The sequence below is a fragment of the Brevibacillus sp. Leaf182 genome (assembly GCF_001423865.2).
GTDB lineage: Bacteria > Bacillota > Bacilli > Brevibacillales > Brevibacillaceae > Brevibacillus > Brevibacillus brevis_C.
In genome coordinates this window covers 19,349-32,656 of the sequence record NZ_LMPN02000023.1, presented here as the reverse complement: position 1 = coordinate 32,656, position 13,308 = coordinate 19,349, and the positions used below count along the sequence as shown (strand labels likewise).

The 13,308-nt window shown below is 45.9% G+C and carries 16 protein-coding genes; 6 read left to right on the top strand and 10 right to left on the bottom strand.

Going from position 1 to position 13,308, the window contains the following annotated elements; genetic code table 11:
• Nucleotides 1-27: 27 nt before the first annotated feature.
• From ASG16_RS13530 to ASG16_RS13510, 5 genes are all read right to left on the bottom strand, one after another.
• Nucleotides 28-2,154: a bifunctional diguanylate cyclase/phosphodiesterase gene (locus ASG16_RS13530; protein WP_056497292.1), complete on the bottom strand. Its 2,127-nt coding sequence runs from the start codon at nucleotides 2,152-2,154 to the stop codon at nucleotides 28-30.
• A gap of 211 nt (nucleotides 2,155-2,365) precedes the next feature.
• Entirely contained in the window at nucleotides 2,366-3,511 is a 1,146-nt protein-coding gene (locus tag ASG16_RS13525) for an alpha-hydroxy-acid oxidizing protein (protein WP_056497419.1), read from the bottom strand.
• A gap of 124 nt (nucleotides 3,512-3,635) precedes the next feature.
• Nucleotides 3,636-3,896, bottom strand: a complete 261-nt coding sequence (locus ASG16_RS13520) for a spore germination protein (protein ID WP_056497422.1) — start codon at nucleotides 3,894-3,896, stop codon at nucleotides 3,636-3,638.
• 154 nt (nucleotides 3,897-4,050) lie between these two features.
• The gene (locus ASG16_RS13515) at nucleotides 4,051-4,794 is read right to left on the bottom strand and encodes an SDR family NAD(P)-dependent oxidoreductase (RefSeq protein WP_056497295.1); all 744 of its coding nucleotides are present in this window, start codon (nucleotides 4,792-4,794) and stop codon (nucleotides 4,051-4,053) included.
• Nucleotides 4,795-4,835: 41 nt separating this feature from the next.
• The gene (locus ASG16_RS13510) at nucleotides 4,836-5,591 is read right to left on the bottom strand and encodes an SDR family NAD(P)-dependent oxidoreductase (protein ID WP_056497297.1); all 756 of its coding nucleotides are present in this window, start codon (nucleotides 5,589-5,591) and stop codon (nucleotides 4,836-4,838) included.
• 136 nt (nucleotides 5,592-5,727) lie between these two features.
• Here ASG16_RS13510 and ASG16_RS13505 point away from each other — a divergent pair, with 136 nt between their 5' ends.
• The 3 genes from ASG16_RS13505 (at nucleotide 5,728) to ASG16_RS13500 (ending at nucleotide 7,328) form a co-directional block, all read left to right on the top strand.
• Nucleotides 5,728-6,654, top strand: a complete 927-nt coding sequence (locus ASG16_RS13505) for a LysR family transcriptional regulator (RefSeq protein ID WP_056497300.1) — start codon at nucleotides 5,728-5,730, stop codon at nucleotides 6,652-6,654.
• 251 nt (nucleotides 6,655-6,905) lie between these two features.
• A complete protein-coding gene (locus ASG16_RS31530) occupies nucleotides 6,906-7,031 on the top strand; it encodes a hypothetical protein (protein ID WP_007726770.1) in 126 nt (41 codons plus the stop codon).
• A 33-nt stretch (nucleotides 7,032-7,064) separates the two neighbouring features.
• Nucleotides 7,065-7,328 (top strand): KTSC domain-containing protein, encoded by a 264-nt coding sequence (locus ASG16_RS13500; protein ID WP_048031476.1) that lies wholly within the window; start codon nucleotides 7,065-7,067, stop codon nucleotides 7,326-7,328.
• 66 nt (nucleotides 7,329-7,394) lie between these two features.
• Here ASG16_RS13500 and ASG16_RS13495 read toward each other — a convergent pair whose 3' ends face one another.
• From ASG16_RS13495 to ASG16_RS13475, 5 genes are all read right to left on the bottom strand, one after another.
• Nucleotides 7,395-8,141 (bottom strand): amino acid ABC transporter ATP-binding protein, encoded by a 747-nt coding sequence (locus ASG16_RS13495; RefSeq protein ID WP_056497303.1) that lies wholly within the window; start codon nucleotides 8,139-8,141, stop codon nucleotides 7,395-7,397.
• A 14-nt stretch (nucleotides 8,142-8,155) separates the two neighbouring features.
• On the bottom strand, nucleotides 8,156-8,815 hold the full coding sequence (locus ASG16_RS13490; RefSeq protein WP_017251947.1) for an amino acid ABC transporter permease: 660 nt from the start codon (nucleotides 8,813-8,815) through the stop codon (nucleotides 8,156-8,158).
• Nucleotides 8,816-8,887: 72 nt separating this feature from the next.
• Nucleotides 8,888-9,664 carry an amino acid ABC transporter substrate-binding protein gene (locus ASG16_RS13485; RefSeq protein WP_048031474.1) on the bottom strand — a complete coding sequence of 259 codons (777 nt, stop codon included), beginning with the start codon at nucleotides 9,662-9,664 and terminating at the stop codon, nucleotides 8,888-8,890.
• Nucleotides 9,665-9,824: 160 nt separating this feature from the next.
• Entirely contained in the window at nucleotides 9,825-10,532 is a 708-nt protein-coding gene (locus tag ASG16_RS13480) for a DNA alkylation repair protein (protein WP_056497306.1), read from the bottom strand.
• Between the two features lie 125 nt (nucleotides 10,533-10,657).
• On the bottom strand, nucleotides 10,658-10,843 hold the full coding sequence (locus tag ASG16_RS13475; RefSeq protein ID WP_047070381.1) for a hypothetical protein: 186 nt from the start codon (nucleotides 10,841-10,843) through the stop codon (nucleotides 10,658-10,660).
• A gap of 107 nt (nucleotides 10,844-10,950) precedes the next feature.
• Between ASG16_RS13475 and ASG16_RS13470 the strand changes: the two genes are divergently transcribed.
• From ASG16_RS13470 to ASG16_RS13460, 3 genes are all read left to right on the top strand, one after another.
• Nucleotides 10,951-11,790 (top strand): DNA alkylation repair protein, encoded by an 840-nt coding sequence (locus ASG16_RS13470; protein WP_056497309.1) that lies wholly within the window; start codon nucleotides 10,951-10,953, stop codon nucleotides 11,788-11,790.
• Nucleotides 11,790-12,467, top strand: coding sequence for a Crp/Fnr family transcriptional regulator (locus tag ASG16_RS13465; protein ID WP_056497423.1), 678 nt, complete (start codon nucleotides 11,790-11,792; stop codon nucleotides 12,465-12,467). The genes ASG16_RS13470 and ASG16_RS13465 overlap by 1 nt, the downstream gene beginning before the upstream one ends.
• Nucleotides 12,468-12,551: 84 nt before the next feature.
• The gene (locus ASG16_RS13460; RefSeq protein WP_056497312.1) at nucleotides 12,552-13,214 is read left to right on the top strand and encodes a peroxiredoxin-like family protein; all 663 of its coding nucleotides are present in this window, start codon (nucleotides 12,552-12,554) and stop codon (nucleotides 13,212-13,214) included.
• The last annotated feature ends 94 nt before the right edge of the window (nucleotides 13,215-13,308 follow it).

Genomic DNA, 13,308 nt, shown 5'->3' with positions numbered 1-13,308 from the left:
TCTCACCCGGCTTTGCTTCCTGCCATATTATTGCTGCTCTTGACGAAGGAACTGGTCAAAATCATCTGTCGGAAGCGGTTTGCTGAACAAATAGCCTTGACCGTGGTCGCAGCCATTTTCCTTCAAAGCCGCTACTTGATCATCGAGCTCAATTCCCTCTGCGATGACATTCATATTGAGACTTTGCGCGATCGTAACAATCGCTTTTACAATCGCTTGACTCTCTTGGTTGTGATGAATGTCGCGAATAAACGAGGCGTCAATTTTGATCGTATCGACTGGCAAGCTTTTAATATAACTAAACGAGCTATAGCCTGTCCCAAAGTCATCAATCGAAATTTGGATGCCGACGTCTCGAATCTGTTGCAGGACTGCCGTCGCCTCTTCCATTTTGACAAAAATGCTCTCCGTAATCTCGAGCTCAAGCCAATCAGGAGACAGATTTGTTTCCCGAAGAATATCCTTGATCATCTCGACCAGATCCTTTTGATAGATCTGTCTCGCTGACAAATTCACAGAGACCTTCAGCGTATATCCTTGATCGTGCCAAATTTTATTTTGTTTGCACGCCTGCTTCAATATCCATTCCCCGAGTGCCAGAATCATCCCTGTCTCCTCAGCGATAGGAATAAAACGATTCGGCGGAATGATACCAAGCTCTGGATGCACCCATCTGACGAGCGCCTCCATGCCTGTCATCGCGCTTGTCGCGATATCGATTTTGGGCTGGTAGTAAATTTGGAACTGCTCTTGTTCAATGGCTTTCCGCATCTCATTTTCCATCAAGATACGCTCCAGCGACTTCGCCTCCATCGTCGGATCGAAAAAGTCATATCCATTCTTCCCGCGCGATTTCACTGTATATAACGCCGTATCGGCCCTTTTCAACAAATCTTCAGGGTTGTCCCCATCCTGCGGGTACAAGGCGATGCCGATGCTGCACGACACGTTGAACACATGACCATCCAATTCAAACGGCCGCTGCAACTGATTCATGATCTGCTCTGCCAATGCAGTCGCTTCGTTTCGATCTTGTAGCTGGTTCTGCATAATCGTAAATTCGTCTCCACCCAACCTGGCCACGACATCTCCTGGCTTGAGGCATGCCTGTAGACGCTTTGATGCTTCGATCAGCAACATATCCCCTACGTCATGACCGAACGAATCGTTCACATCCTTGAACCGATCCAAATCCAAAAACAGCACAGCCAGATTCGATTGGAAACGCTTGGCCTGCATCATTTCCTTGCTGAGCTGTTGGACATACATTCGTCGATTCGGCAGATCTGTCAACGCATCGTGATAAGCCAAGTGGTGAATCGTCTCTTCGGACTGTTTTCGGTCTGTGACGTCACGAGTAACGAGGAGCAGCTTGGTCACATTTCCTTCTTCATCCATAATCGGATTGATTTTGCTTTCTGTCCAGATAACATCGTTTCTTTGGGTATTGATTCGGCATTCTACCATGTACTCTTTTCGAGTAGAGAAGGCATGCTGAATCGCATAAGCAAAAATATCCCGGTCATCCTCTACAATCCACTCGAACAGGTTATGAATTTCCTCATCAGGAACGGTATGCTCCCATACACGCTTGTGAGATGGGGACAAATAGAGAAACTCCCCATCCAGGTTGATGATGCTGATGATATCTGACGTGTTTTCCGCGATGATGCGATACTTTTCTTCACTCCGCTTGAGCTCGTCTTCCATCTGCTTGCGAGCCGTGATATCACTGCGAATGGAAAGGTATTGATAGATTTCTCCCGCTTGATCCTTAAATGGCACAATGGTGGTATCGACCCAATAATAGCTGCCATCTTTTGCGCGATTGCGAATTTCCCCCCGCCAGACCTGGCCAGATCGAATACAAGACCACATATCTTTAAAAAAGCCTTTCGGATGAAAACCCGAATTAAGAATACGATGGTCATTTCCAATCAATTCGCTTCGTTCGTATTTCGATATGCGGCAAAATTGCTCATTTGCCCGCAAAATTATCCCCTTATGGTCCGTAATTGCCAAGATCGTGGATTGGTCCAAAGCGTATTTGACATCTGCCAGCTCATTCACAACCATGTTCAGCTCACCATCTTTTTCACGTAGTAGCCCTACCCAATCTTGGGGTGTCAGTGAAGACATCATTTGGTTTTTCATTTCCATCACCTGCTTTGGTTACAGTCAAAAAAAATGATCCTTACAGAAGGATCGTAACGTTCTGAATACAAGTTCGTTCCATTTTACCATGTTTTTCCGAAAGATCAACGAGAACAGCTTCGGTAGAAATAACATTTTTGCGAAAAAAATGAACCAGTGCATGTAGACTGGCTCACTTTTTTCAACAATGAGTATGATTGAGCTGCTTCCCTTACAAGCGGGCAAGAATGCTGCGATTGAGGTCTGCGACAGAATTGCTGCCAGACAGTGCCATCGCCACGTCAAATTCATGGATGAGTGTATCTAAGACACTCACTACGCCTTGTTCTCCGGCAACAGCCAGTCCATACAGGAATGGACGACCAATCAGGATGGCATTGGCACCTAAAGCAATCGCTTTAACGACATCTGCTCCTGTACGCACGCCACTGTCGAGCAAGACAGGTATTTTGCCAGCTACCACCTCGGCAATCGCTGGCAACGCATCCAGCGTAGAAATGGCGCCGTCCATCTGCCGCCCGCCGTGATTGGAAACGATGATTCCATCGACACCATGCTCTAAAGCAAGTCGTGCATCATCCGGATGCAAAATGCCTTTTACCAAAATCGGTAGACGAGTATGCTCACGCAAAAAGGCGATATCGTTCCAATTGAGTGCTGGATGATAAATGTTTTTCAATACTTCTTCTACTGCATTTTCTGGCGTAACCTCAGGGAGTCGCGAGCAAAAAACAGGGTCTGTCAAGTAATTCGCCAGTCCTTTTCCTTCCCGCAGTGGCGAATACCCGTTGCGGAAGTCTCTGCGCTTCCACCCAAGCATAACGGTATCTACCGTGAGGACAATGGCAGAATAGCCAGACTTTTCTGCTCGTCTGACCATGCTCGCAGAAACCTCTCGATCATTCGACCAATAGAGCTGGAACCAACGATAGGCGTCGCCCATCACTTCGGCAATATGCTCGAGTGAGTGAGCGGAAACCGTACTGGCTACGAACGGCACTCCGGCTGATGCAGCCGCCCTGGCAGACGCCAGCTCTCCATCGGGATGTGAAATCGTCTGCATGCCTACAGGTGCCAAAAAGATCGGGGTGCGCAACGCTTGATTGTACATCGAGATACTGAGGGTGCGATTCGTGACATCCCGCATCATCCGCGGAATGATTGCCCAACGTGAAAAAGCTGTCCGGTTTTCTACCAGCGTTTCCTCTGCCCCTGATCCCCCGGCAACATAATCAAATGGCCCATCCGGTAAAACCTCTCGTGCCTTTTTCTCCCAATCCTCAATCGAAATCGGCAGTGCCTGCGTGTCTTTGTTCACACGGGTAAATAAGAGTGATTCCTCATTTGTTTTCGTCATCTGGTTTGCTTCCTTTCTGCGATCGTCTTTCATCTTTTTTATCTCAATTCACATAAATTCGCAATAGTCTTACTCTGAATTCTATTATCGAGCTTGTCCACTTTCACACGTGCCTTTTTCAAGGCTACTTTTTCTTTTTGCCTTTCTTGGCTGCTCGACGGACCCGTTTCTTTCTCTTCACTGTCTTCATTCCAGCCGCTCCTGAACCTACCCATGTATTGGTTTGGCTGTTTTCATTAATGACCTTTACTACGTTGCCACTATTGTTTCCACCCGAACCGGAAAACGCTTTGGTTACGCTTTTCGGAGAGTTGTTTGCCGTATCGCCAAAGTTGATATTCCCGACATTATTGGTAATAGTCACCTTCCCCACAAAAGTCGGCAAAACTCCTCCCTCCCCGTTGCGTAATCGCTTATTGCCATCATATTCGAACGGTTTTGCGCCCGCTTGGACGATGGTTGAGGGCATTTGTCCGATATGGTCTTGCCAAAAAAAAATCTCCCCGAGCAGACAAATCTACGCGAGGAGAAAGAACTATTTATTGCGCGGTATAACCGCCATCGACCAGCAGGCTTGTCCCGGTGACAAAGGAAGCATCGTCGCTGGCAAGGAACAGAACAGCCTTGGCGACTTCTTCTGGTTTCCCCAAACGTCCCATCGGATGCAATCCGATCAGGTGCTCATTCAAGGCTTCATTGCGCCCAGCAATCAGTGGTGTATCAATGTAGCCTGGGCAGACCGCATTTACGCGAATCCCTTCCTTCGCATACGTAAGTCCCAGTGTCTGGGTCAGGAGCTTCACGCCACCTTTGGCGGAAGAGTATGCTGTCACACCTGCTTTTCCGGCATGGCTATGGATCGAGCCGCAGTTGACAATCGCCCCACCAGTTCCTTGCGCCAGCATTTGCTCGATGACGTATTTATCACACAAGAACACACCAGTCAGATTAATATCAATCGTTCTTTGCCAGTCATCCATGCTCAACAGATGACCAGGTGCGTCTTTCGCGATACCCGCATTGGCAAACAGAATATCTACCTTTCCGTACTTTTCTACAGTGGCACTTACCATGTTTTTTACTTCGTCTTCTTTCGTTACGTCCGTTTTCACGAACAACGCATCGAAGCCCGCTTGATTCAGCTCTTCTGCCAATTCATTTCCACGTGGGGAGAAGTCAGCAATCACTACTTTCGCCCCTTCTTTTGCGAAGAGACGGACGGTCGTTTCACCGATTCCACTTGCTCCACCTGTTACGATCGCTACTTTATTTTCCAGTCTCATGGATAATTCCTCCTATTTTCGAAAAGGGTATTCGTACCGTTTTATCTCGCTGTTGCACCACCATCGATGACGAATTCCGCTCCTGTGACATGGGAAGACTCGTCAGAAGCAAGGAACAGCACCATATTGGCTACATCCTCGACAGTTCCAAGTCGGCCTGTTGGAGTAGCTTGTGCCAGCTCTGCTTTGGAATGCTTTGTCGTTTCCGAAGCATAGGACACCATGTTTGTATCGATATAGCCAGGATGAATCGAGTTCACGCGCACACCTTGTGCCGCATACTCCATCGCTGCATCTTTAGTCATGATGCGAACCGCTCCCTTGCTCGCTCCGTACAAGACGTGACCCGGTGCACCAAAAAGCCCAGCAATGGAAGAGGCATTGATGACAGAACCACCTTGTTGTTTTGCCATGAGTGGCATCACATGCTTCATTCCCAAAAAGACGCCCGTTACGTTAATCGCCATGAGACGATTCCATTCCTCTACGGTAATCTCCGCCAACGGTTTAATGATATAAATGCCTGCATTGTTGAACAGGATATCTACTTTCTCGTATTGTTCTACAGTGGTTGCCACTACTTGCTGCCATTGCTCTTCACGGCTTACATCATGTGCAATTGCGATGGCTTCTCCACCCGCATCCTTGATTTCGGCTACCGTCTGAGAGGCACTTTCCAGATTGATATCGGTAACGACTACTTTCGCACCTTCCTTGGCAAAACGAATCGCCGTTGTTTTTCCGATTCCTGTTCCGCCACCCGAAATGATCGCTACTTTCCCTTCGAGTCTCGCCATTGTAAACGCCTCCATTTATGATGTCTTTTGTACCTGATCTCTTGCCTTGCTTTCATTATAGGACTCTTTTATATTTAAAAATATGTAAACATACTTACCCTTCCTTAAGTACGACTAAAGGATGTGATGTTACCAAATGCATCTGGAACAACTGGAATATATCGTAGAAATAGCGAAGGCAGGCTCCTTGACCAAAGCCGCTCAGAACAAGCATGTGACCCTCTCCGCCATCAGCCAATCGCTCTCCAGTCTGGAAGCAGAGCTGGGCGTTACTCTTTTTACACGTTCGCGTCTTGGAGCGGTACCGACCCCAGAAGGGCGCATTATCATCAAAAAAGCATTTGAAGCCTTGGGAAAGATCCAGGAGATCTTGGAGGAAGCACAAAACTACACGAACACGTTGAGCGGTGAGTTGAGGCTCGCCACGATTCCCGGTCCCATGAATCTTCTGGTCGATGCCGTCGCGAGCTTTAAAAAAGATTATCCTTACATCCGTACCGAAATTGCAGAAAAAGGCACACAGGAAATATTAGAGGATATTCTTCAGGACAAGCTGGACATTGGTCTGGTCATTATTCACGAGAACCTGCTTAAAAAGAGCGAGGGCCTCGGCTTGGTGTTCGAACAGCTACTAGAGGGAAAAATGGTCGTTGGTGTGGGCAAAAACTCGCCGCTTGCCTACCAGGATTCCGTCACACCTGAAGAGCTTCGCAAGCAATCCTTCGTCCTGTACAACGACGACTACGTCAAATGGTTCGTAGAGGATTTTGCCGCTACTTATGGTCCTGTCGACATTTTGTTTACATCGAACAACACAGAAGCACTCCGCAATGCAATCCGGCAAAATCTCGCGGTAACCATCGGACTGGACTACTCTTTTGTTCATGAACCTCATTTGCAAGACTCCGATTCAATCACGCTTGATTTGGATATTCCGTATCAACAACCCATCTATTACGGCTGGGTGCGTTCGGAGGAACGGCATTATTCCCGGATTTCGATGAACTTTATCAATCGGCTCCAATACGATTTGAAAAGCAAGAAATACCCACCCACTCTTTAGCAAAAAAGGCTGCCGCTTCATTTTCGCGGACAGCTTTTTGGTTCTATGCAATTATTGACAATAATAAAATAGGTAATATAGACTATATTCGACAACGTTTTTCATGAGTCTACATACTTTTGGATGATCATTTCTTTCTACACACAACCAGATGATAGGTCCATAGAACGAAGAAAAAGGAAGATTTCCACTTTTTTGGAGCAGGTTGCTTTTCATTCGTGACTTCATTCTCTCTAACAGGAGGCACTTACATGCTTGCCGACTTTCCGATGATCGTTCTGAATACGGTTCTCTTAGCCTATTTTGCAATCGGTGTGCTATTTTTGTATTCCGAATCCAAATTTTTGCGTAAAATGAAGACTCGTAGAAATAGATAAACCGATTTTTAGATAAAGGAGTTTGCACGTACATTGAGATCATTTTTCCGCCAATTTCTGCCACGACAGAATCAACCCCAAGAAATTACCTACAAGGAACTGGATTCGAAATTGATCAAAGCTGCTCGCTACGATCTGTCTGCAAGCCACCTCTATATCCGTTTTCACGATGGACGCGAGGTCGTTTACTGTCGGGTCACTCCTTACGCTTACAATGCGTTTTTAAATGCTGACTCGTTTAGCGATCATTTTCATTCGTTCATCAGCCAACGCTACTTGAACTATCAGGTGATGTAGCCTGTCTATACAAAAATGCCCTCAGTCTGTCTTCTCGACTCTGAGGGCATTTGTTGTTGATCTTTTCTATTTTAATGCACGATGCAAAAAAGATTTGGTCCGCTCAAATTTAGCGTTTGTAAACAATTGCTCAGGTGTCCCCGATTCTACGAATTCCCCGTTGTCCATAAACATAATTTGGTTCGCTACCTCGCGCGCGAATCCCATCTCATGCGTCACAACCATCATCGTCATATGCTCCTGGGCAAGCTGCTTGATGACTTGTAGGACCTCACCCGTCAGTTCGGGATCGAGCGCAGACGTAGGCTCGTCAAACAACAAGATTTGCGGATTCATCATCAGTGCTCTGGCGATCGCCACACGCTGCTTCTGTCCGCCTGAGAGCCTCGCCGGATACGCGTCTGCCTTATCAGACAGGCCGACCTTTTCCAAGAGATCTGCACTCTTTCTGCGGATGTCCTGAGACGCCTCACCTTTGACTACGCGTGGTGCGATCTCCAGATTTTCTTTTACTGTGAGATGAGGAAACAGATTAAAATGCTGAAAGACCATGCCCATTCTCGATGTGATCTGCTTGATTTCCTGGTTACTCGTGTAAACGCCGTCCTTCACCAAATAATCATCCTGTACACGAATGCTGCCACCATTCACCTGCTCCAGATTGACCAAGCTGCGCAGCATTGTGCTTTTGCCGGAGCCAGATGGTCCAATGACCGCCACGACTTCGTTCTTTTTCACCGAAAACGAGACATCTCGCAAAACTTCCTGATTGCCAAACGATTTCTTTAGATTTGATACTTGAATGATTTCCATATTGCGCCAGCCCTTTATTCGAATTTGAACCTTTTCTCCAGCCACTTAAAGAACAACGTTAACAATAGCGTCATCAACAAATAAATGATTCCCGCAATAAAAAACGGAACGATGGTAAAATCGCGATTCACAGCCGTTTGTGCAAAGTGAAGCAATTCTGGGACGGCAACCGCATAGAGCAACGCGGTGTCTTTTACGAGCGTAATGGATTCATTTGCGACGGCAGGTAAAGCCACGCGAAACATTTGCGGCAAAATAATCTTGTTGGTCGTCTGCCATTTGCTAAAGCCGAGGACCTGCGCCGCCTCGTACTGTCCTTTGTCGATCGACAGCAGTCCTCCACGGAAAATCTCCGCGAAATACGCTGCGTAGTTCAGCACAAAGCCGAGGCATGCCGCTACGAAACGATCCATAACCAAGTATTCTCCGATCACTGGCAAGAGGGGGAGGCCAAAGACAAAAAACAATAGCTGTAATAATAGAGGCGTTCCACGCATGACATACACATAGGTGTGCGCGAACCAAGACAGACCTCTGTTGCTGCTATTCGCCATTAAGGTAATGAGAAATCCCAATGGAATTGATGCCAGGATAGCGATGAAGAACAGCAACACCGTCATCTGCGCCCCTTCTAGCATGGGCACGGTAATGGAGATAATATAGTCTAAGCTCATCTGGTATGCTCCTAATCCTTATAATAAAGCGTGGCTTCGCCAATCATTCGGCGAAGCCATCGTATCTTCCGTTTATTTCAACACGCGATTTTCGCCAAACCATTTTTCCGATATTTTAGCTGCTGTTCCATCCTGATTCATGGTATCCAATGCTTTTTGCAGTTCGTTCAATAACGCCTCGTTCCCTTTTTTGACGCCCACTCCATACTCCTCGGGTGCAAGCGATTCTTCCAACAGCTTAAAGGTTCCAGGTTCTTTTGCCATGTAGTAATCGGCTACAATCTGGTCGATGACAACTGCTTCCACGCGGCCAATCTTCATATCGCTCAATGCCAGTACATTATCAGGGTACTCGGTAATTGATTTGACCTGATTTTTCATGTCACTTGCATTGACAGCGTCAGCTGCGGAAGACAGCTTTTGCAATCCAATTCCTTTACCGGCCAAGTCTGACAGCTTGGTCAAGTTGCTATTTGCCATCGTAACAACTACTTGCGCGTTTTTCAGATAAGGCTTGGTAAAGAGAACCTTTTCTTTTCTCTCATCTGTAATCGTATATCCATTCCAGATCAAGTCGATACGACCGCTGTTTAGTTCAGACTCTTTTGCACTCCAATCGATTGGTTGAAACTCGACTTGTTTTCCCATCTTTTCACTGGCTGCACGCGCATAATCAATATCAAAACCGACTAGCTCATTTTTTTCATCCCGGAATCCCATTGGTGCAAACTTATCGTCAATTCCGATAATCAGCTTGTTCGCGTCAGCGCCAGTTTTTGCGCTGGAACAGCCCACTACCAATGAAACTATTGCACTCAACAGCAATGACATCCATGCTATTTTCTTCATCGTGATGATCCCCCTCGTTTCCCTACTCTACATTTTACTCTGATAAAGTGGTAATACGTTAACAAGGTATCATGATAGCACATTAGCAAGGAATAGTCGATACTTTAGTAAACAAAAGCACCCTAGAAATATACGCCAAATGAATGAGAAAAATGCCCGACTAGCAGATGCATGTCTTTTTCTTTTTTCCGACACTCCCCCGTTCCTCTATCTTTTTGATATACTCCGTAGCCAACGGAACCTTGCACGCTGTCTGTCCGACGTCTACATGTACTTTGCCAATCGCTTCGGCCACTTCCAACGCTTCCTGATGAAGTTCCGGGACATACGCACCTACTGAAATAACGAATTGATTCATGGTGTACCGGACGCGATTTTGTTCCTGATGAATCGTCTCCTTCACTCTCACGAGGAGCCGTTTAATTTCTTCTTTATCTAGCTGTTTATCTGGAGTAATCGATAAATAGTTCGAATATGTATTCCACCCACATGTAGCTACCATCTCTTCCGTTGACTCGATCCATTCCCGTGCCAACTCCATAGCAAAATGACTCTCAGCAGCTACACTCGCAACCGTATATTCGGCGGGCGCATACCATGACGCTTTCTTGACCCAAGCCTGTAGCCGCTCTTTTGTCATGCTCTTCGGGTCAACCGTCAATCCGGCCAAGTACATGGCGTCGTAGTTTCCCGTATCGTACAGCGCCTGAACGAGCTGCTGATCACGTTTTACCTCTTTGACCAGCTTTTTCATATCGCCGACTCGCACGCCAAACAAAGGCTCTTTTGCACCATGCCGCAATAACGTTTTTTTCGTCTGCTCTGTCCCCATCGCTTCGAGCTGCTGCATGACTTCTTCCAGCGTCATCTTGCCACCCTCCTTTTTCTTCTATATAAATAGGATAACCAGTAGCGGTACCTCCAACACGAAAAAGCCCTCCACATTCAAAGGAGAGCTTTTTCGTGTTAGAGCTTGACACTCTTTTCCTATTCTTACGCCTGATTGCGTACTCTGATATACAAAACATTTCTCACGTTAATGACAACATCATCATACTGGAGCCATCCGTCGTTTTGATTCGCGACCATTTGAATGATCTCTTCCGGTTCCGTCGTTTCGATGCTAATCATTTCACCGCCTCCGGAAAAGTAAAATTGAATCACTTTTACTTCCTTCATCAAAATCCCCTCCTATTCCTTCTAGTTATCGGATAGTTGGAAAATTTTTGTTACCGGTGATTTTTATGTATACTTTTACCATTACTGCGAAAAGGAGTTCATTCAAAATGCCTGATTCGGTGCGCACGAGAAAAGGAGCAAGTAAAGCCTCGCTCATCCCTGAAAATGTATTAGCACTCCTTCATGCTGGAGAATTAGAAAGCGTCAATTTGACTGAGTGGCAGGCTGTTGATCATATTCATCTGTTACGAAGCGTTCTGCCTCATGTTCAATTAGGTGCGCATGTCTCTCAACTTATTGATCAATTAGAAGAAACGGGATCTACAAGCGGAATGAAAGCTATCCGTCTGATTGGACAAGAACTACTTGCGATCTTACACGAATCTGGTAAACCCACAGCTACGTCTCCCGTTTTCCTATCGTTGGCCACCCACAAGTCAGACAGTGTACGTTGCTGGAGTGCCTATATCATCGGCCTGGACAACACCTTATCGCTCGAAGAAAAGCTAAAGCAAATAAGAAAACTAGCAGCTGATCATCATTTTGGAGTAAAAGAGATCGCATGGATGGCGATTCGAGATTCTCTCGTGCATGATCTCAACCATTCCATTCAACTCCTGAGCGAATGGGTACTTGATACCGACGAAAATATTCGCCGCTTTGCGGTAGAAGCCACACGCCCACGAGGGGTCTGGTGTAAGCATATTGACGCATTGAAAAGTGAGCCTGCTCGCTGCCTGCCTTTACTCACTCCAGTGAAGTCAGATGCATCTAAATATGTTCAAGATTCTGTAGGGAATTGGTTGAACGATTCGAGTAAATCACAACCAGACTGGGTGACGCAGCTTTGTGACGAGTGGCTAAGAATCTCTGATACAAAGGAAACGAAAAGAATTGTCACTAAAGCGAAAAGAACGATCCTGAAGACCCAAACCGAACAGAAATGATGAACCGAATCACATATTTATCCCAATTTTATTTGTTGAATTCATTATCCGAGGAAAGTTTGCGCTTAATCGATCAATTAACCTCCTTAACCCCTTTCCCCCAAAATACGTGTATTCAAACACCGGAAACTTTTTCAGAGGGCTTCCATTTCATCAAACAGGGGAAAGTACGTTTATATAAAGTAAATCGGGATGGGCGGCAGTTCACATTTGATATCCTCGGGGAAGGCAATGTGTTTGGAGAAATGGATTTGCTCTCATTAGGTACGAGGGAGATGTATATAGAAACCATCGAAGACTGCCTCATTTGTAAAATGAGCAAAGCAAAATTTGAGAGCTACATAATCGAACATCCTCAACTGATGATGAAGATCATGAAGCTCATTAGCGATAGAATGGCTTCGATCAGCCAGGCAGCCGAAAATCTTGCCCTTCTCCCTTTACAAGATCGCATTCTTTCCACGTTAGTAAAGCTTGCCGATCAATTTGGCAATCCCAACAGTTCGGCGTTTCAAAAAATTGATTTACCTCTTTCCCATCAAGAACTCGCCCACTTTGTCGGGGCATCCAGGGAAGCTGTGACGGTAGCATTACGTGCTTTAGCAAGAGAAGAACTGATTCAAACAGGCTTTAAATCCATTTCCATTCATCGGGACAAAATTTTGAAGAAAATGTAATTCAGATTACATCTTTCCCTCCAAAAGAAAGATATCGTAAAGCTATGGCTTCTACTATTCTTTCGAAAAAGAGGGGAACGACATATGAATAAACCACATTTTCAGAGCCTGCGCGAAGAGCTAGATAATACAACCATTCAAATAGCAGACTTCCTCACTCGTGAAGTAACGGATGCATTTACAAGATCACTCGAGGAGTTGCGGACCTCTGGACAGGCAAAGGGCTTGCCGATTGGTTCGATTGCGCCTGATTTTACGTTGAACGACCACACTGGCAAGACCTTTACCCTGTCGGAAGAAGTCGTAAAAGGCCCCGTCGTCCTCACATTTTTCCGTGGATCATGGTGCCCCTACTGCAATTTGGAGCTGCAAGCATACCAAAAACAGATCGATACGATAACCTCTCTGGGTGCTCAATTGCTTGCCATTAGTCCACAATCTCCTTCACACTCTCTTACTATGCAAGAGAAAAACGGACTGAGCTTTCCCTTGTTATGCGATACCAATAACCAGGTGGCAGAAAAATATAAACTCAGATTCAGACTGCCTGATTATTTACAGAATACTTACCGATCATTGGATATTGATCTCAAGCATTTTAACAGTGACGATTCCTGGACGCTCCCCATTCCTGCTACTTATATCCTCGACAACCAGGGCGTAATCCGGTCAGCATGCTTAGATCCAGATTACAAAAAGAGAATGGAGCCTACTGAAGTTTTCGACATTCTGCGAACCCTAACCTAACGCCTATAATGAAGAACCAGTTGATCCCACAACTGGTTTTTTGTACGTCTATGCTTTATGAACAATTAGTATCTTTTCCCTACCAAAACTTGAC